Source organism: Vibrio palustris (assembly GCF_024346995.1).
Taxonomy (GTDB): Bacteria; Pseudomonadota; Gammaproteobacteria; order Enterobacterales; family Vibrionaceae; genus Vibrio; species Vibrio palustris.
This window is the reverse complement of record NZ_AP024887.1, coordinates 1,087,217-1,107,062: the sequence shown is the minus strand read 5'-3', so window position 1 is coordinate 1,107,062 and position 19,846 is coordinate 1,087,217. Positions and strand designations below refer to the sequence as shown.

The following is a 19,846-nucleotide window of genomic DNA, read 5'->3' as shown; positions in this document are numbered from 1 at the left end:
AACGATTACTAATACAGAGAACGACACACACACAAAAAGTAATCGATTGCGCCAGTCTGATATTTTCTACTCGCGGGTGTTTATTATAAAAAACACAATGACAGTAAACTTTATATCTCGGTTTAATGTTAATAAAATGTCGACTTTCAATCAAAACCTTCACAATGTAATGGTCGGTTTTACATATACATTGAGCGCAAACGCATTAAGCACTTTGCTAAATCCAACTCGTTTCGCATATAAATGCAAATCAATGCGTATCTTTGCTCGATTTTCATTCATTATTCATGGCATTTTTAGCGATCGAGAGTAATGAACTGTCCTAGCAAAAATGTTTCTGTTAGAATCTGTCTCCAAGTTAATTGAGTGGTATTAAGTTATGTCAGAGAACCTTAGCGCAAACAGTCCGAAAAAAGTGATTGTAGGCATGTCTGGTGGTGTTGATTCATCGGTATCGGCCTACCTTCTTCAGCAACAAGGCTACCATGTAGAAGGCCTGTTCATGAAGAACTGGGAAGAAGACGACGGTGAAGAATATTGCACAGCAGCAGAAGATCTCGCCGATGCTCAAGCGGTATGTGACAAACTTGGTATCCATTTGCATAAAATCAATTTTGCGGCTGAATACTGGGATAATGTTTTTGAGTATTTTCTTGAAGAATATAAAGCAGGCCGAACCCCTAACCCTGATATTCTATGCAATAAAGAAATTAAGTTTAAAGCTTTTTTAGAATTCGCGGATGAAGTGCTCGATGCAGATTATATCGCGATGGGCCATTATGTACGTCGCAGCTTCCCTGAAAATGGTGAAAAAGCACAGATGTTACGTGGTCTTGATGGAAACAAAGACCAAAGTTACTTCTTACATGCTCTCACCCACCAGCAAGTAGCGCGTAGCTTATTCCCAGTTGGCGAATTAGAAAAGCCGGAAGTCCGTCGCATTGCTGAAGAGCAAGGCCTCATTACTGCGAAGAAAAAAGATTCGACCGGTATTTGTTTTATTGGTGAACGTAAGTTTACTGAATTTTTATCACGATACCTTCCTGCTCAACCAGGTAATATTGAAACCCCAGAAGGGGACATTATTGGGCAACATCAAGGCTTAATGTATCATACGCTTGGTCAGCGTAAGGGCTTGCATATTGGCGGTCTTAAAAATGGCAGTGAATTACCTTGGTATGTCGCCGAGAAAGATCTTAAACGCAACGTATTAATCGCGGTTCAAGGTGGTGATCATCCACTGCTAAAGTCCACCGGTTTAGTGGCATCACAAATGAACTGGATTAGCCAAGAACCTTTAACTGACACATTACGCTGCACGGTGAAAACACGCTATCGCCAAACGGACATCGCCTGTGAGGTAACACCAATCGATAATGACCGTGTTAATGTCGTATTTGATGACCCACAAGTGGCGGTGACACCAGGTCAATCAGCAGTATTTTATCAAGGCGACGTCTGTCTTGGTGGCGGTATCATTGAATCTCGCGTTTATTTGTAAATAAAGGAGCTATTACGTGGCTAACACACTATACGACCGTACTATTGCTTTTGCTGGTTTATGCCAAGCGGCAGCGCTTGTTCAACAAGTTGCACGCAATGGTCAATGTGATAAAGACGCGTTTGAAACCTCCCTCCGGGCAATTATTTGTATGGATCCCAAAGACACAGTCAGTGTCTTTGGGCACGAACGCAACCTCAAACTGGGTTTAGAAACCATGGTGAATGGTATCGATGGCTCAACCAATGGCAGTGAGCTGACTCGCTATATCATCAGTTTGCTCGCGTTACAAAAGAAGCTATCTGGACGTAACGATGCCATGTCTCAATTAGGCGATCGCTTGGATATGTTATCTCGCCAAACTGAACATTTTGATTTACTTGAAGATCAAATGCTCAGTAACCTCGCCAGTGTTTATCTCGATGTCATTAGCCCAATCGGCCCACGCATTCAAATAACTGGAACCCCAGCTGTATTACAACAAACCACTAGCCAAAATAAAGTACGCGCCTTGCTACTTGGCGGCATTCGTTGTGCCGTATTATGGAATCAGGTTGGTGGAAAACGTCGTCATCTTATTTTCGGCCGTAAGAAAATGGTCGAGCAAGCCAAGCAAATTTTGCAGCACATATAAATGATGGCTCTTCGTTACCCTTTTTACTCAAACCTTTAACTCAATATTCAGGAGAAGAATATGGAACTGTCAGCATTGACTGCTGTTTCACCGGTAGATGGTCGCTATGGAAGTAAAACGATTGCGTTGCGCAGTATCTTCAGTGAATATGGTCTCCTAAAGTATCGTACCATCGTTGAAGTACGTTGGTTACAGAAGCTTTCAGCAACACCAGAGATCAAAGAAGTCCCATCACTGAGCAAGGAAGCAACACAATATCTTGACGATATCGCGACACAGTTTAGTGAAGATGATGCCGCCCGTATTAAAGAGATTGAGCGTACGACTAACCACGATGTAAAAGCGGTTGAGTACTTCTTAAAAGAAAAAGTGGCAGCGATTCCAGAATTACATGCTATCAATGAATTTATTCACTTTGCCTGTACATCTGAAGACATTAACAACACATCACACGCGTTAATGTTAAAAGAAGCGCGTGATACCGTTATCCTTCCTGAAATCCGTAATATCATCGATGGCATTCGTAAACTTGCTAATGAGTATCGTGAGGTTCCGCTCCTTTCTCGTACACACGGTCAGCCAGCTTCACCTTCTACGATGGGGAAAGAAATGGCAAACGTGGCGTACCGTATGGAACGTCAATACAAGCAAATCGCTGATACTGAAATTTTGGCGAAAATTAATGGTGCCGTTGGTAACTATAATGCGCATCTTTCTGCCTACCCTGAAATCGATTGGCATCAATTTAGCGAACAATTCATTACCGAATCATTAGGCGTGGATTGGAACCCGTATACAACACAAATCGAGCCGCATGATTATATTGCCGAGCTCTTTGATGCTGTTGCGCGTTTTAATACGATTCTTATCGATTTCGATCGTGATATATGGGGCTATATTGCATTAGGTCACTTTAAGCAAAAAACCATCGCCGGAGAAATTGGCTCGTCAACCATGCCGCATAAAGTTAACCCAATTGATTTTGAAAACTCAGAGGGGAACTTAGGTCTTGCCAATGCGATGTTAAATCATCTAGGACAAAAACTGCCTATCTCTCGCTGGCAGCGTGATCTCACTGACTCAACAGTATTGCGTAACTTAGGCGTGGGGATGGGTTATGCAATTATTGCTTATACATCAACACTAAAAGGTATCAGCAAACTTGAAATCAATGCTGATGCATTAGTAAGCGAATTAGATCGTAACTGGGAAGTACTCGCAGAACCTATCCAAACCGTTATGCGTCGGTACGGTATTGAAAAACCATACGAAAAACTCAAAGAATTGACCCGCGGTAAGCGTGTGAATGAAGCGGCAATGCACGAGTTCATTGATGGTTTGGACATTCCTGTCGATGAAAAAGCGCGTTTAAAAACGATGACGCCTGCAAACTACATTGGCCAAGCGGTTGAGTTAACAGACAAATTGTAATCTCGTATATGTAAACAAAAAAGGGAGCCTATATGCTCCCTTTTTCATCATAGAATAATGACCGCTACTGACGTATTCACATTATTGTTTTGTGAAAAATAATGTCACTTCACCGACTTCTACGCCCCATTTGGTAATACTTGTGGTATTAAACAAATGACGGTCATCTTGACGGTACATCCAGTCATCAAAATGGACATCAATTTCACGCTCATCCGTTTTTAAACGAAAATCGTATTGCCATTGCAAAGCATTGCCGACCACTTGACCGGTCGCATCACCAATAATATCCCCTGCTTTACCCAGATAACGTCCATCTCCTTGACGAGTGATGGTCCAAACGCGAGTGTCCGTTTCACCATCATCATAAACAAAGTCTTCATGCAAAGTGAGAGTATCGCCATCAACCTCACCTCGGACATTGACATGAAAGCGGCGAGTTTGTTTATTAGTATAATCTTTAACCATTCCCCAAGCCTCGATATCTCCCTGAAAATATTCGAAGAGATCAAACTTAGGCGTAGTTCCTTTATAATCATTAATATCGGCACTACAACTACTTAGCAGACAGACGGTCATCAGTAGTACACTGACTTTTTTTATCCATAAAAAACACTTAGCCATTATCAAGTCCCTCCAATAAGTTGATTTCTTAGGTCTGGGTACTGACTATTCTCTGATAGCCAAATCGACAAAAACGCGCGATTAAATGTGCTATCGGTGATTTCTCCAATCGTTTTAAACTCAGACTGAGTCGTCGGCTTAAAATAGAAAGTCCCTGTTTTACCATTCGACTGGTACACCAGTTGATCCCCATCCTTTACTGAGGGAAAAACCTTCTTCAGTGTATTCATCCATTGTGCAATGTCATCTTTCTTATAATTGAGTTTTTTCCATTGTTTATCCGTTGCAGTCAATAAGTCTTCTGCCGAAATAGTACGCCGATACGTAATATGTAAAGCTAGCGGCGAAGCAAGGTTGACATACTTACCATTTGGAGCGTGTAGAGTGGAATCGTACACATCAAACCACAACCAAGTAAAATGCGCCTGGCCAACACGCGGCCATTGCTGCCATTGACTTCCCTGAGCCAGAGCAGCGTGGCTAAATAACATCGCTATTATTGTCAGTATTAATCCACGCTTAATCATGATTCTGCTCTCTTTTCCAAATCAAGTACTGTATTAATATCGCCCATTCCAAAATAAGTATGATAACACTGATAACTTGACCTTGTGGCAATTCCACCGCTTGCCAATGAGCGCCAGCAAGGTAGCTTAAACTACCACTCAAGCCACTGCCTAATACCTGTATTGGACGCGGCCAACGCGTCATAATCGGCATAAGATACCAGCTGTACCATGCAAATGCGCCCCATAACACCATTAACCAGATTGGAATAACAGCCGTTGTAAACTGAAATAAACCTAATAGCGTATTCAAACTATCTAACACAATGCCGATCAAGGTGACACCAGCCCACCATCGCCAACGTGATTGATTACATTTCAAGCTCGCGACCAACGTAACGCCGAGCAAGGCGGTACTACCCCATTGCCACTCCGTTTGGCCAAGCACTGCCATAAACCACAGTGCTTGAAACCATATAGAAATAACCAGTAGTTGCCACATCCGCTAAGAACGCGTCAAGGTCATATGGATCACGGAGATACTGCGCGCTTTAAACCCACCTTCGCAATAGCAAAAATAAAATCGCCACAAGCGGATAAAACGCTCATCATACCCAAGCGTTTTAACACGTGGCAATTGGGCTTCAAAGCGTTTACGCCATTCACGTAGTGTTTTCCCATAGTCGTCACCAAAATCATGCAAATCACGTATGACGAAATCCGTATTTTGAGTCGCAGCGTTGGCTAAAACCGTCACTGAAGGAAGGAATCCTCCTGGGAAAATATACTTCTGAATAAAATCGACATTACGCCCATAATAGTCAAAGCGTTGGTCGGTAATAGTAATGGCTTGCAATGCCATAATGCCATTTGGCTTAAGCAGTTGCTGACATTGAGTAATATAAGAAGGCAAATATTGCTTACCTACCGCTTCGATCATTTCAATCGAAACCAGCTTATCGTATTGCCCTTCAAGTAAGCGATAATCTTGTTTTAGCAAGGTAATACGGTCAGTCAGACCTTGCTCTTCAATACGAGCTTTTGCATAGCGATATTGCTCATCAGAAATCGTTGTCGTGGTAACATGGCAACCGTAATGCGACGCCATATAAATCGCCATTGCCCCCCACCCAGTGCCGATTTCAATTACATGATCATCAGCGGTTAATGCTAATTGCTGACATAAACGCGCCATTTTTTGATGTTGAGCCTGCTCTAATGTCTCGTTTTCATCAACGTACAACGCACTTGAATAAAGCATGTCTTTATCCAAAAACGTCTCATACAGATCATTCCCTAAATCATAGTGGGCTAAAATATTGTTTTTGGCTTGATCAATCGTGTTACGTTTCAACCAATGGCCGACTTTGGTCGCTTGACGTGTCCACCAGCCAGATTTAGCTTCGATTTCATCGAGCATGGCTTGGTTCTTCGCCATAATCTCTACTAAGGTGGTCAAATCTGAGGTATCCCATAATTTATCAATATAAGCTTCAGCTCCGCCAATACTGCCACCTTTCAATAAGCGCACATAAAAATCGGGATGATGAACGTCAATCGACACATGAGGCTGCCCCACGTTAGCTTGTCCAAATTCCATTACCGCCGATTCTGCATCCTGCTCATAGAGCTCACGAATAGATAATTGGCCAAAGTACACAACCGATAAGGCTTTTAGTATGGTTGCACGTGCGCCCTTATGCCAGATCGTCAATTTTTGATTCATTCGAATGGAAGACGTGTCTAACATCGAGGTTTCTCCTTAGATTTTTCTTATTCTAGCGTTCTGGGTGATCATAAATGGGTACCTTTTTACGCCATAGCTTAAACGCTTCCCAATAAATCCCCGCCACCACTTTTATTGTCATCACGGGCGTTTTTAATAATAAACCGAACAACTGCCGCGTGGTGAAGGGGACACCTTTCATTAACAGTGTTGCATCAAACTCTTTATCATTACGGTGACACTCAAGGTGAACAAAAACCTTGTCGGTTAATGGTCTAATCTTCCACTGATAGCCTTGATCAATTGGATTGAAAGGTGATACGTGAAAGGTTTTTGGTTGCTGCCAGCCATTATGAGGTTCATGCTCATCTGCCGATACCGCATAATAGTGACGTTCATTCCAAGGCGTATTACTGACCTCCGCCAGTAGATAACGAAACTTGCCTGATTCGTCATATAAGTAGTAAAAATTAACCGGACTGAAATACATTCCTAAATAACGTAAATGAATCAACGCGACCACCTTGCCGGACACCCGCGTTCCCGTTAACTCATGAACTTTGTCTTGCACCGCGGCTTTAAAGTCACCTTTTCCACCTACATAATCAGCACGTTTTAAACGAGCCCAATGCCACCAAGATTCCCCCAATCCCCACACGGAGGTTTTGAGTGAGTGCCACTCATCTAAATCAATACACGGCATAAATAGCCCATAATTCAAATCATGACGACTCGGCGTAAAACGCCTGTGGCGTACTTCTCCTATCATGATTCTACTCGACAAGGTCATTATGCCGCCCCTTGGTCAGACTGTGTACTGTCCATATAGGCATTCATCGCAGTCACAACATCTAACGCACTACGCACACCATCTTCATGAAATCCGTTATACCAATAAGCGCCACAGAACCACACATGCTGGTGTCCGTTAATTTCATTACGTCGCCGTTGGGCGCGTAACCCGTCAACAGTAAAAACGGGATGATGGTAAGTAAATTGACGTAAGATTTTCGTCGGATCAATGGCATTATCGCGGTTTAACGTCACGCAGAAGGTGTGTGGAGCGTCAATCTGTTGCAAAATATTCATATTATACGTAACAGCCGGAAGACGTTTTTCTTCGTTTTTCTCCCCTGCTAACCAATAATTCCAAGACGCCCACGCCGATTGGTGTTTAGGCAATATGGTTGTATCGGTATGTAAGGTCACGTCATTGGCTTGATACGGAATCGCCCCTAAAATTTCTTGCTCAAGGCTGGTCGCATCGCTAAGCATACGCTTAGCTTGATCGCTATGGCAGGCAAACACCACTTCATCAAACTGCTCTGTCACGCCATTACTGGTTACTGTGACGCCGGAGTGTGAACGTACCACAGAACTTACTGGAGAATTTAAACGAATCCGATCGCTAAACCCTTGTGTTAATGGGTCTATATAACTGCGTGAGCCTCCCTCAATAACGTACCACTGCGGACGATTGGTAACATCGAGCAAGCCATGATTGAGGAAGAAACGTAAGAAGAAATCGAGCGGAAATTGACGCATATCGGCTAGGCTTGATGACCAAATAGCCGCGCCCATTGGTAAAATATAATTTTCGCAAAAGTAAGCATTAAAGCCATGTTTATCAAGAAATTCATCGAGAGTTTGTACGCGTGATTGCTCATCGATTGCTGCTTTAGCTAATTGATTAAAACGTAAAATATCGGCAATAAAACGATAAAATTTAACATTCAATAGGTTACGTTTTTGCGCAAATAAAGTCCCAATCGTATGACCGTTATACTCCAGTCCATTACCGTCATTTTTCACGCTAAAGCTCATTTCTGTCGCTTTACCTTTCACACCAATCTCTTGCATTAGATGCATAAAATTAGGATAAGTACGATCGTTATAAACAATAAACCCTGTGTCTACCGCATAAGGCTGCTCTTGCACATTAACATCAACCGTTGCCGTATGACCCCCAATATAATCATTGGCTTCAAACACCGTAATATCATGTTGGGATTGCAAGTAATACGCAGTCGTTAATCCTGAAATACCAGCCCCAATAATGGCCACTTTCATGACTGCTCTCCTTCTGATTTAATTAATTTCCTGACCAGTTTCTGCTGCCATGCATAGGGAAACAGAGCAATGAATCTGACAATAGCAGTAAAGATCCAAGGAACATAAATATGTGATTTTCGTTTAGCTAATTGTTTGCGGATTTTAACCGACGCTTCTTCTACCGGAATCATCATGGGCATATCGAAGGTATTTTTATCGGTCAACGGAGTTTTCACAAAACCAGGATAGACAATAGAAGTGCTAATACCTTGTTGTGCCCACTCAGCCGCTTGTACATTCATCACATAACTGATCGCCGCTTTCGATGCACCATAGGCCTGTGACTTTGGTAATACCATTTCGCCGGCGATCGAGCTGACAACGGCGACGTGATCACCATGACGTAATAGCGATTGAAGCGCCTCAATACAATGGAGCATTCCATAGAAATTGACATCCATGACCCGCTTAACTAGCGTACTGTCCATCTCGCCATTTTCAATGTATTCACAGGTTCCCGCATTTAATAACCATAAATCGGGGAAATGAGGTAAATCACGGAACGAAGTATGCACTTGCTCTGCGTCTGTAACATCAAAAGCAACGTGTGTAATATTAGGGTATTGAATGGCAAGTTCATCGAGTTGTGACTGATTACGTCCACAAGCCAGTACTGACCAGCCCTCTTTAGCGTAGTCTGTCGCGAGTTGCAATCCGATCCCCGATGTTGCGCCAGTAATTAATACACAGGTCATTGGCCAAGCTTCCTTTTGATGAATTGAATCACACTACCGAGTATAGGCAATTGCTCATACAACATTTGTCCCATGTCAAAATAATCGCGATGAAAGATGACTTTTCCATCCTGAAACTTGAGATGTGTGACGCCAGGTACGATGACACGCTTACCACTATTTAATTTAGGATGAATGAGCGTCATTCTCCATACGAGAAAGCCAACATCATCGTGATCATGCTGTTCCTCAATTTCAAACTGGCATTGTTCAACGTTCTCGTAGAGCTGTGTAAAATAAGCACTTAAAGCGTTAATACCTTCGACATGATGAGCAGAGTCTTCAAACACAACATCATCATGATAGATCGTTGGTAACTGATCGAGGTTATCTTTGCTCAGCGCTTGGTAAAACTGAGCAACGGTGGCTGAATTCATAAATCACCTGACGTGTTATACAAAATAAAAATCCGTATAACTTATACGTTAGCTGACTTTTGTGTGGTTGACAACTTAATTCATCAAAGAATGATATAAGATTCGCGAAGGGAGAAAAGTCATAAATCTTCAAAAAAGCATCATGTTAAATAATAAAAAAGCCAGCATACATGCTGGCTTTATAACGTTATTGCTGTTTTAGTGCTGCGATACGTTTGTCTAATGGCGGATGGCTCATTAACAATTCGGTAAGGCTACGCTTACCTGTAATACCAAAGGCCATCATCGAACCTTCAAGCTGAGATTCTTGCCCCATTTTTAACCGCTCAAGCGCCGCAATCATTTTGTGCTTACCGACAAGTCGCGCCGAGCCTGCGTCGGCATGAAACTCACGGTGACGGCTATACCACATAGTAATAAAACTTGCTAAGAAACCAAACACCAATTCCAACAACATAGACACGGCAAAATAGGCGAATACATTCCCGCCCTCACCATCATCAGAGTCACGGTTAGCAATAAGGTTGGCAACAACCCGCGCTAAGAAAATAACGAAGGTATTCACTACGCCTTGCATTAACGTCATAGTAACCATATCCCCATTAGCGATATGGCTGATCTCATGCGCCAACACAGCTTCAGCTTCATCGCGTGTCATGTGATGCAATAGGCCAGTTGAAACGGCCACTAAGGAATCGTCACGCTTTGCGCCAGTCGCGAAAGCATTCATATCTGGCGAATCATAAATCGCCACACTTGGCATACCAATACCCGCTTGCTTTGCCTGACGTTGCACTGTTTGTAATACCCAGTGTTCTGTTTCATTACGTGGATTATCGATCACTGAACCACCGACCGACATCAACGCCATTTTTTTAGACATTAATAGTGAGATGAACGACCCACCAAAGCCAAATACTGCTGCAAGAACCAACAACCCAGAGAGACTTCCTGGTTGCATGCCTGTGACTGCATAAACAATATTCAATACAACACTTAGCACCATAACTACAGCTAAGTTTGTCGCTAAAAATAACATGACTCGCTTCATCAACAATTCTCCAGATCGAAACGTAATAACGATAATGTATCAGTGCATGATACGTGACAATAAGATAATTACCTATATGTGGTCGTTATATTTGAAAGCAAGAGTGCCGACTAAATTGCAACATTTCTTTACCAAACGTTTACTCGCCATTATCACTCATCTACGACTATAGTCGCATTGAGTCTTGCTCGATTACTCGCTAGTCTCATTGCTCTATATGCAACTGAATCGATTAACTCTAGCTCAAAGGGAATGAACATGGCTGAAACGAACTATCAAATGGCGATCGATCTTTTACGCTGTCACCTTGGTATATCTGAGAAAGAAGCAAGAGCAGAACTGGGGCTCCAAGGTAGCACGCAACAGGACACTCTCGACCATCAACGTTTTGCCACTAGCTGGGCGGAATTATTACATGATGATTAATGATAGCGGTTCAGACTCTTGATCAAAAGATGGTTGACATGACGGTAGAATATAAACAAGGCCAGAAGCGTCTCTTCTGGCCTTGTTGCATCGTACCTTTCTTATAGGATGAGCTAGTATTGTGCTTGCAATGTAACGCCCGAATAAGCTTTATACCCTTTTAATGACAGGTAATATGTACCAGCTGGCGGCGCAGTAAATGTGCACTGTTCATTATTGCCAGTTTTATATGGACGACAATCAAAATTGCTGCTGGTTGGTTGAGCACCATATTTGACATACAAATCCACATCCCCCTCCCCTTTATAAGTGCGGATGACAAGCTGCGCTACACCATTTGGCACCTCAATACTGAATCGTTTCTCAGAGTTAGCTTTACCAGACAATCCAATAACAGGTTCACCATTGGTTAATGTTGATAGGCTAGGATCACTGGAGTTGGATGTGTCACAAGAGGAATCCACATCAACTTTATCAAAAGCAGCTTGCACATCACTGACTTTATAACCCAAGTCACTGGCAGCTTTTACGACTCCACAAGCGGCATCATCATAATCAGAGGTCGCATTCCAATACAATTGGTTGGCTTTCACAAACGCGGTGAACGCCTTCTTAGTATCCCAACCTGCCGTGGTGGCTAGTAAATAATATGCTCGATTAAAGACCCCAGAGCTGTAGTGCACATCCAATCCGTTGTAATACTCATTGGCACTGTCGATAGAAGCTCCATCACGGCTTGGCCGCTCCATGTAGCGTAAAGCACCACTACGTTTGAAAATTTCCGCGCCGATTTTCCAATCGTTGGAGCCTTTCATATAGTACTCAACCGCTTCACCTGCCATATCAGAAAAGGCTTCATTGATACCGCCACTTTGCCCATCATAAACCAGACCGGAGTTTTGCTCAGTAAAGCCATGTGAAACTTCATGACCAGACACGTCCAAGCTCACCAAAGGATAGAATGTTGAATCACCATCTCCAAACGACATGCCCGTGCCATCCCAAAATGCGTTTCCATAATTTTGACCATAATGCACACGCATCTGTAACTTGAACGTTAGCGGTGCAGTATTAAACCAGTCTTGATACATATCAAAAATAACGGTACCAAAATAATGCGCGTCGTTAGCTGGAGAATAAGCCCCGTTAACATAATCTTCTGGGCTGTTTGGGCAATTAAACTGCACCACTTGCCCACCAGATTGGCGCCCTTTCATATCAATCGTTTCAACTTTATCATTGCTCATTGTACAGTTATCGCTAACCGATAAGTATCCATAGTCAGTACCATAAAAATACTCACCCGTTTTCTCATTGCCGCCCGGACCAGTCGCTTGACGATCATGAGCTAATTGCTCCCATTGTTTTAAGATATCGCCACTTTTTGCATCGACAATCGTAAAAGGACGTGACGGTTTAGGTGATGTAAAAAATGCATCAACCAAATACGTTAAATGCGCTTCATTATCTTCATCTAACCAGATATAAAGTTTTGCACTGCTGCGCTGTGCCGTGTCCACACCTTTTTGCTCAAGAACAATATTAATGGCCTGCTTATCATTCAGGGTCGGAGTGACGGAAAATACGTCATCCTCTATCCCTTGAACGTATTTGCCATCTAACTGAGAGTATAGGCCTTGCTGGTTGACATCCGCGACTAATGAATGCCCGTATACTTCGATGCCTTTATAATACTGCTTCACACGAGCTTTCGTTTTATTGCCAACACTGACTGATTTTTGGCTTTTGAATGCATGTCCCGACAAGCCCAGCTGCGCCGCTGGATTAGCGCTAGGTGCAATATTTTTCGCTTGGGCATCATTCGGAGAAATACTCACTACTGTAGCGGCAGATACAGCAGTAGAAAATAAGCCAGCAGAGATCAATGCAGACGCGAGTAACGTCAATTTCATAGTATGGTTCCTTCCAATAAATTAAAATAGGATAACTGTAATAATTTATAGTTATCATATTATTTTTTAGACGCCAGTGACTGATTATTCAATATCTATATAAAGTATGTGGTACCATATAAATAGAATAAATAAAAACACAAAAAAATAAATATGATTAAAAACAATAAATTATAAATAAAAAATTACTTATAAACCCTATTTTTTAATATCTAACAAAAACCAATAATCAGTAGGCGCTCCCAAAAATAAAATTTAGCGAAAATATTCTATGAATATAGATTGAACCTAGGGTTAAAAAATTACATGAAAATAAGTATTTCTTATTTTATATCATAAATTAATAGCGTTTTCGTATTTCTCTACTTGCCATTAACTAAGATATTTATATTTATATAACGACTCAACTCACGACGTAATGCGCTCGGTACATAAGGAATTTCACCCAATTTCGGCGTGTGCAACTGGCGCTCTAAGGTTTCAATTATTTCAGCGTAGTGTTCAGTCCCCGGATTGATGCGATTTGCCACCCAACCAGCAATCTCTAATCCGTCTGCGCGAATCGCTTCTGCTGTCAATAAAGCATGATTTAAACACCCAACCTGAATACCAACCACAAGAATCACAGGCAATTTTGCATGGACAACCCACTGCGATAAACACATTGTATCGGATAATGGCACACGCCAGCCGCCAACACCGTCAACTAACAGCACGTCAGCATGTGCACTGTGTTTTGTTAATGCGTCATCTAACTGTGTAAAATCAATCACTACTCCATCATGATGAGCGGCAATATGAGGAGACGTCTGCAACGTCAGCATATAAGGATTAATATCGCAATAATCGGCCTCCTCTGTCGCCGCTTGCATTAAATGGACAGCATCTTGATTACGATATCCACATTCTGTTTCATCACACCCTAGTGAGATAGGTTTATACCCTAAAGTCGTTAGTTTCTGCTCTGCAAAAGCATGAAGTAGCGCCTTTGTCACTACCGTTTTGCCTACTCCTGTATCAGTACCTGTCACAAAGAATCCCTGACTCATATCTGCGCTCCTTGGTTAACAAATCCCAGGCTATTAATTTTCACTGGCGAATCTTGCCTGCCTTATTGTAAAAAGAGCTTTAGTGTAGGTGACTATTGCAGCGCCGCCTTTGCGCTATCTCAATTTCCTATGGCATATTGAAATTAACACAAGGTGTTTTGATGCATATCAAATACAGATGACGGACCTTATCAACGCGCAAAAAAAATCCCGCCATTACGACGGGATAAAGAACGGGAGCATTTCTACTATCATTTAACATGTAGCAAAACTCATACCAGCTTAGTCACTTATGTCACGCAAGGGTTTATCTGTTATATCGCCTATCAAGCTGCGCGATTTAAGTGCATAACGCCTTACACTGGAGCAGCACGAACACCATGTAACGTTACCAAGTATTACACTATTTTCATCAGAGAAATTAAGTGGCTAACACAAAAAAGCCAGCGTTTTCGCTGGCTTTCTAATCTCAAGGATGGTTTAGCAACAATCACCATTAACCAATGTGAGTGTGACCATTCATGTATTTTTGTAACACTTGTGGAATTTCAATGCGGCCATCTGCTTGCTGATTATTTTCTAAAATCGCAACCATAGTACGACCAACCGCTAAACCTGAACCATTAAGCGTGTGGACGAGCTCAGGTTTTTTCTGACCTTGACGGCGGAAACGCGCTTGCATGCGACGAGCTTGGAAATCCCCCGTATTTGAGCAAGAAGAAATCTCACGATAGGTATTTTGCGCAGGCACCCACACTTCCAAATCGTAAGTTTTCTTCGCACCAAAGCCCATATCACCGGTACATAAAATGACTTTACGGTAAGGAAGTTCAAGCAGCTGCAATACTTTCTCAGCATGGCCTGTCAGCTCCTCTAACGCATCCATAGAATCTTCTGGCTTAGTCACTTGTACCAATTCTACTTTATCGAATTGGTGCATACGAATCAGGCCACGAGTATCACGGCCATAAGAGCCGGCTTCAGAACGAAAACATGGCGTATGTGCCGTCATTTTGAGTGGCAATTGCTCTTCATCGACAATTTCATCACGAACCAAGTTCGTCACTGGCACTTCTGCGGTTGGGATCAGTGATAAACGACGTAACTCTTCGTCATCGACTTTTTCCGTTAACGGTTCAGTATGGTAAAGATCGGCACCAAATTTTGGTAACTGTCCGGTACCATAAAGGCTATCCGCATTGACTAGGTATGGAACATACAGCTCGGTGTAGCCATGTTGCTCAGTATGTAGATCTAGCATGAACTGCGCAATAGCGCGGTGCAGACGTGCGAATTGCCCTTTCATTACGACAAAACGTGCGCCGGTCAGTTTAGTTGCACTGGCAAAATCTAATCCGTCTCCCATTTCGCCAAGATCGACATGATCCTTCACTTCAAAATCATAAGTCTTTGGCGTGCCCCAACGTGATACTTCGACATTGTCGTCTTCATCTTTACCATCCGGTACTTCATCTGCTGGGATGTTTGGAATCCCTAAAGCGATCGCATCCAATTCTTCCTGAAGTGAGACAAGTTCCACTTTTTTTGCATCCAGATCGTTTCCTAGTGAACCGATCTGTTGTTTGATTTCTTCAGCGCCTTCTTTATCGCCTTTCGACATCAATTGACCGATTTGCTTGGAGATGGAGTTACGCTTGGATTGTAAATTTTCAACTTCGACTTGAATGGACTTACGCTTCTCTTCAAGTGAACGAATGGTATCTACGTCGAGTTGGTAACCGCGACGCGCGAGTTTTGCTGCTGTTTCATCCAGCTCAGCACGAAGTAATTTAGAATCCAGCATTGCTAATCCTATGCTTTTATTGATTAACGAAAAGAGACACTTGCGCATTATTTAAGCAACGCAAATGCTAATGATTTTTTACTGTGTCAAAGATAACGAAAAGCCACTATTTTTCATAGCGCTTTTGTGGGCTTTTTGCGTCTAAATCGGCCAAATACTCTAACTTCTGGCCAATTTTTATCTCTAAGCCACGATTTGTCGGCTCATAGTAACGCGTACCTTGCATTTCCGGTGGTAGATACCGCTCCCCTGCCGCGTAAGCGCCGGGCTCATTATGTGCATAGCGATATTCTTCGCCATAGCCCATATCTTTCATTAAACGCGTTGGCGCGTTACGTAAGTGAACGGGCACTTCATACTCGGGCATTTGCTGTGCATCACTGAGCGCTTGTTTCCATGCGCTATAAACCGCATTACTTTTCGGCGCACACGCAAGATAGACAATCGCTTGTGCAATAGCCCGCTCGCCCTCTGCAGGCCCAACACGAGTGAAACAATCCCAAGCAGCCAATGCTACCTGCATTGCTTTGGGATCAGCATTGCCAATATCTTCCGATGCAATCGCCAGCAAACGCCGGGCGATATATAAAGGATCGCCACCAGCAGAAATAATCCTTGCCGCCCAATACAACGCGCCGTCTGGATTAGAACCACGAATGGATTTATGGACGGCGGAAATAAGGTCATACCAAATGTCACCTTTATTATCAAAGCGCGCGACTTTTTCCCCTGCGACCTCCGCTAATAAAGGCAATGTAACTTGTTTGACACTATGCTCATCATCTTCCGCCATATCATAAAGTAGCTCAAGATAATTCAGCGACATACGAGCATCGCCATTGACGAGTTCTGCGAGCTGTTGAAGCGTGTTGTCGTGAAAGTTAGCCTGTTGATGGCCAAGACCACGCTCTTTATCATCCATGGCTTGTTGCAAGGCTTGTAAAATTTCATCCGTCGTCAGCGATGTCAGCTTATACACCCGTGCACGCGATAGTAGCGCGTTGTTAAGCTCAAACGACGGGTTTTCAGTCGTGGCACCAATAAAGGTAACCGTGCCGTCTTCAATATGGGGTAAAAACGCATCTTGCTGCGATTTATTAAAACGGTGCACCTCATCGACAAATAAAATCGTCCGGCGCCCCGCTCGCTTATTTTCACGGGCTTTTTCAATCGCAGCACGAATATCTTTTACACCAGATGTCACCGCTGACACTCTTTCTACTTCCGCATTGGCATAATTCGCCGCCACTTCTGCGAGTGTTGTTTTTCCTGTCCCTGGCGGCCCCCATAAGATCATGGAATGTAACTGGCCAGCTTCAAGCGCCCGACGTAAGGGTTTACCCGGACCTAAAATATGCTGCTGACCAATGTATTGCTCGACCGTTTGTGGGCGCATACGCGCCGCGAGAGGACGAAAGTCTTCGTCCCCTGAAAAATTAAGATTTAAGCTATAGTTATCCACCTAGCATTCCCTAAATACTGTGGGAGAGATTAGCTCAGATTACTGACGCTGATCATCGACTTCAACCCCTTTAGGTAATTGAAATATAAATAAGCTTTTCGCAGGCTTGCCCGATTTAACATCTGAAAATGTAAAGAGACTTTTTTGGCCATCTTTTTCGATAACATTGAAGCCTTCGACAATTCCTTTGCTATTAATATCAATTTGGAACTTACCTTGAGAGCTATCGGCTTTTTTAGGGGTCAATGTGAACACGTCGTCTTTTTCGGTCACCTTGTACGCATTCCAATCACTTTTACGGTTGCGTGTCAGTAAAACAAATGGCGTTTGTTCCGTTGCTTGTTCAGGATCATAGATAGTCACTTGCTCCACAAACGGATTGTAATACCACAATGTTTTACCATCAGAGACTAAAAGATTTTGATCTGGCTTTTGCGTTTCCCAACGAAATAGATTTGGACGAGCAATATTGACAAAACCGTTGCCATTAACCACGACTTCACCATCAGGACTAATGACTTTTTGGTCAAACTTAGCACTAAACCCATCGGTCATTACCAAGCGTTCATTCAAGACATCTTTTGGCGCCGCTAACACAGAAAAGCTGCAAAGCGCTAGCGCTGCACACCATACTTTCATTTTATTCTCCAATTCCAGTTTGTGTTTTCCATTTATAAAGGTTTTCATAAAATATTTGTCAGCATCAGGTTGGGATTGAGCCGTTACGGCCACAACATTGCTTGAATTTAGACCCACTACCACATGGACACAGATCATTGCGCCCAACGTTTTTATACGGATTAATACTCTGCGCTTGTGCACCTAATAATTGCTCATCTGCGGCTAATGCTACTTCTTGTACCATGATGTCCAATTGCGGCAACAAATCGTGTAAGCTCGGTGGCGTTGCAATACCTGCGGCTTTCATTTCGGCTTGAGTGCCATTTTCATCGATGGCGAGCATCATGGTCGTCAGCAAAGCTTGTAACATGCGCATCGCACCATCACTAATAGTATCGGCATGCCATTTAGGCTCAATGTCGGGCCAGACACACATAAAACCTTCAGCAAGCTCTGCTAATGCCCCCTCATTTTCATGATCAAGTAACTCAAGTAATGGATAATCATTTTGCTTGAGCGCTAAATATTGCGCCTGTAAGTGCGTTTCAATTAAGCGTGTTGCGGTCTCGTCCGCTTGGGGAATGACTTGATGCAACCAAGTTTCTGGCGGCAGAGGTTCGGTCGTAAAGTTGGCGGCTAATACCGCACCTTCGATAAACAAGGGCGATACCTCTTCGACCGCAAGGTTATCTTTAGAAATTAACGCGTAAGTCATACCAGTCTCAAATAATTAGCTTTGCCCTAGTATAACGGGAATTTTCTAGAATTAACCGCCACTCACACGGAAATACTGCGATCTTAGTCCCACTTGATTAGTGCTTGAACAACTCGTGACATTTGTCGCTGACCACACTACAATTCGCCCTCCTCAAATTAAAGTGAAGATCTATGCGAGTCATCTTAGGCCCAATGGAAGGTGTGTTAGACCACCTCATGCGCGAACTGCTAACAGAAATTAACGATTATGACCTCTGTGTCACCGAGTTTGTGCGTGTGGTTAGCCAACCCATTCCAAAACATGTGTTTTATCGCCTGTGTCCTGAGCTGGCTACACAATCGCGTACTCGTTCACAGGTGCCCGTACGCGTACAACTGCTGGGGCAAGAACCAGAGTGGATGGCATTAAATGCCGTGAAAGCTGCAGAACTTGGCGCGGATGGCATCGATCTTAATTTTGGGTGTCCAGCAAAAACCGTCAATAAAAGCCGTGGTGGTGCCGCGCTTTTACAAACGCCTGAACTTATCTACCAAGTGGTTAAAGCGTGTCGTGACGCCGTGCCAAGTGACATCCCAGTCACGGCAAAAATTCGCTTAGGTTGGGACGATCCTGAGGACTGTTATGAGATTGTCGATGCGGTCGAGCAAGCCAAAGCCGATGAATTGGCAATTCACGCCCGTACCAAAACTGGCGGTTATAAAGCCAGTGAGATCAAATGGGAATATTTAAAAGAAATTCGTCAAAAAACCCAAATGTCTTTGGTCGCGAATGGAGAAATTTGGAATCACCAAGACGGTCAACGCTGCATGGAATTAACTGGTATCAATGATGTAATGATCTGTCGCGGCGCCCTCACCATGCCCAACTTAGGGAATGTGGTTAAACACAATCATGCGCCTATGTCATGGACTGACGTTATTGACCTATTAATTCGTTACTCAGAATATGAAATAACAGGCGATAAGAATAAATATTACCCTAATCGCGTAAAGCAGTGGTTTACGTTCTTACGCCAAGGTTACCCTGAAGCCAAAGACTTGTTTCGTGAAATTCGCACCCTGAACGCTGCCGCTCCTATTGTCGAACACCTACAGCGCTATCGAGATGCATTGTAATGCTGTGATGACAACACCACCTCGATATACCACTGCGAGCGC

Annotated in this window: 20 protein-coding genes; 5 read left to right on the top strand and 15 right to left on the bottom strand. The window is 43.1% G+C overall.

What is annotated here, in order from left to right:
• Positions 1-379: 379 nt before the first annotated feature.
• From mnmA to purB, 3 genes are read left to right on the top strand one after another with little or no spacing between them, the layout of a single operon-like run.
• The gene (mnmA, locus tag OCU30_RS05375) at positions 380-1,501 is read left to right on the top strand and encodes a tRNA 2-thiouridine(34) synthase MnmA (protein ID WP_077313297.1); all 1,122 of its coding nucleotides are present in this window, start codon (positions 380-382) and stop codon (positions 1,499-1,501) included.
• 16 nt (positions 1,502-1,517) lie between these two features.
• On the top strand, positions 1,518-2,135 hold the full coding sequence (gene hflD / locus OCU30_RS05370; RefSeq protein WP_077313299.1) for a high frequency lysogenization protein HflD: 618 nt from the start codon (positions 1,518-1,520) through the stop codon (positions 2,133-2,135).
• A 60-nt stretch (positions 2,136-2,195) separates the two neighbouring features.
• The gene (gene purB / locus OCU30_RS05365) at positions 2,196-3,566 is read left to right on the top strand and encodes an adenylosuccinate lyase (RefSeq protein WP_077313301.1); all 1,371 of its coding nucleotides are present in this window, start codon (positions 2,196-2,198) and stop codon (positions 3,564-3,566) included.
• Positions 3,567-3,647: 81 nt separating this feature from the next.
• Here the strand turns inward: purB and OCU30_RS05360 are convergent, their stop codons facing one another.
• The 9 genes from OCU30_RS05360 to htpX all read right to left on the bottom strand — a co-directional run bounded on the left by OCU30_RS05360 (position 3,648) and on the right by htpX (position 10,696).
• Positions 3,648-4,190, bottom strand: coding sequence for a DUF3833 domain-containing protein (locus OCU30_RS05360; RefSeq protein WP_162841026.1), 543 nt, complete (start codon positions 4,188-4,190; stop codon positions 3,648-3,650).
• 2 nt (positions 4,191-4,192) lie between these two features.
• Positions 4,193-4,717 carry a chalcone isomerase family protein gene (locus tag OCU30_RS05355; protein WP_077313303.1) on the bottom strand — a complete coding sequence of 175 codons (525 nt, stop codon included), beginning with the start codon at positions 4,715-4,717 and terminating at the stop codon, positions 4,193-4,195.
• Positions 4,710-5,198, bottom strand: a complete 489-nt coding sequence (locus OCU30_RS05350; protein ID WP_077313305.1) for a DUF2878 domain-containing protein — start codon at positions 5,196-5,198, stop codon at positions 4,710-4,712. The genes OCU30_RS05355 and OCU30_RS05350 overlap by 8 nt, the downstream gene beginning before the upstream one ends.
• Positions 5,199-5,201: 3 nt before the next feature.
• A complete protein-coding gene (locus OCU30_RS05345; RefSeq protein WP_077313307.1) occupies positions 5,202-6,446 on the bottom strand; it encodes an SAM-dependent methyltransferase in 1,245 nt (414 codons plus the stop codon).
• A 28-nt stretch (positions 6,447-6,474) separates the two neighbouring features.
• Positions 6,475-7,212, bottom strand: a complete 738-nt coding sequence (locus OCU30_RS05340; RefSeq protein WP_077313310.1) for a DUF1365 domain-containing protein — start codon at positions 7,210-7,212, stop codon at positions 6,475-6,477.
• Complete coding sequence (locus tag OCU30_RS05335; protein WP_077313312.1) at positions 7,212-8,492, bottom strand: NAD(P)/FAD-dependent oxidoreductase; 1,281 nt, start codon at positions 8,490-8,492, stop codon at positions 7,212-7,214. Before OCU30_RS05335 ends, OCU30_RS05340 begins: the two co-directional genes overlap by 1 nt.
• On the bottom strand, positions 8,489-9,229 hold the full coding sequence (locus OCU30_RS05330) for an SDR family NAD(P)-dependent oxidoreductase (protein WP_077313315.1): 741 nt from the start codon (positions 9,227-9,229) through the stop codon (positions 8,489-8,491). The genes OCU30_RS05335 and OCU30_RS05330 overlap by 4 nt, the downstream gene beginning before the upstream one ends.
• Positions 9,226-9,645 carry a nuclear transport factor 2 family protein gene (locus OCU30_RS05325; protein WP_077313317.1) on the bottom strand — a complete coding sequence of 140 codons (420 nt, stop codon included), beginning with the start codon at positions 9,643-9,645 and terminating at the stop codon, positions 9,226-9,228. Before OCU30_RS05325 ends, OCU30_RS05330 begins: the two co-directional genes overlap by 4 nt.
• 187 nt (positions 9,646-9,832) lie before the next feature.
• Positions 9,833-10,696 carry a protease HtpX gene (gene htpX, locus OCU30_RS05320; protein WP_077313319.1) on the bottom strand — a complete coding sequence of 288 codons (864 nt, stop codon included), beginning with the start codon at positions 10,694-10,696 and terminating at the stop codon, positions 9,833-9,835.
• A gap of 258 nt (positions 10,697-10,954) precedes the next feature.
• Between htpX and OCU30_RS05315 the strand changes: the two genes are divergently transcribed.
• On the top strand, positions 10,955-11,122 hold the full coding sequence (locus OCU30_RS05315; RefSeq protein WP_095532887.1) for a hypothetical protein: 168 nt from the start codon (positions 10,955-10,957) through the stop codon (positions 11,120-11,122).
• A 113-nt stretch (positions 11,123-11,235) separates the two neighbouring features.
• On the opposite strand, the gene OCU30_RS05310 is transcribed toward OCU30_RS05315, so the two are convergent.
• From OCU30_RS05310 to OCU30_RS05285, 6 genes are all read right to left on the bottom strand, one after another.
• Positions 11,236-13,035 carry a M4 family metallopeptidase gene (locus OCU30_RS05310; protein ID WP_077313321.1) on the bottom strand — a complete coding sequence of 600 codons (1,800 nt, stop codon included), beginning with the start codon at positions 13,033-13,035 and terminating at the stop codon, positions 11,236-11,238.
• Positions 13,036-13,397: 362 nt separating this feature from the next.
• The gene (gene bioD, locus OCU30_RS05305; RefSeq protein WP_077313323.1) at positions 13,398-14,084 is read right to left on the bottom strand and encodes a dethiobiotin synthase; all 687 of its coding nucleotides are present in this window, start codon (positions 14,082-14,084) and stop codon (positions 13,398-13,400) included.
• Between the two features lie 496 nt (positions 14,085-14,580).
• On the bottom strand, positions 14,581-15,888 hold the full coding sequence (serS, locus tag OCU30_RS05300) for a serine--tRNA ligase (protein WP_077313325.1): 1,308 nt from the start codon (positions 15,886-15,888) through the stop codon (positions 14,581-14,583).
• Positions 15,889-15,994: 106 nt separating this feature from the next.
• Positions 15,995-17,350 (bottom strand): replication-associated recombination protein A, encoded by a 1,356-nt coding sequence (locus OCU30_RS05295; RefSeq protein ID WP_077313327.1) that lies wholly within the window; start codon positions 17,348-17,350, stop codon positions 15,995-15,997.
• A gap of 39 nt (positions 17,351-17,389) precedes the next feature.
• Positions 17,390-17,989, bottom strand: coding sequence for an outer membrane lipoprotein periplasmic chaperone LolA (gene lolA / locus OCU30_RS05290; protein WP_077313330.1), 600 nt, complete (start codon positions 17,987-17,989; stop codon positions 17,390-17,392).
• 64 nt (positions 17,990-18,053) lie between these two features.
• Positions 18,054-18,686, bottom strand: coding sequence for an SEC-C metal-binding domain-containing protein (locus OCU30_RS05285; protein WP_077313332.1), 633 nt, complete (start codon positions 18,684-18,686; stop codon positions 18,054-18,056).
• A gap of 173 nt (positions 18,687-18,859) precedes the next feature.
• Between OCU30_RS05285 and dusC the strand changes: the two genes are divergently transcribed.
• Positions 18,860-19,804 (top strand): tRNA dihydrouridine(16) synthase DusC, encoded by a 945-nt coding sequence (gene dusC, locus OCU30_RS05280; protein WP_077313334.1) that lies wholly within the window; start codon positions 18,860-18,862, stop codon positions 19,802-19,804.
• Positions 19,805-19,846: the final 42 nt, after the last annotated feature.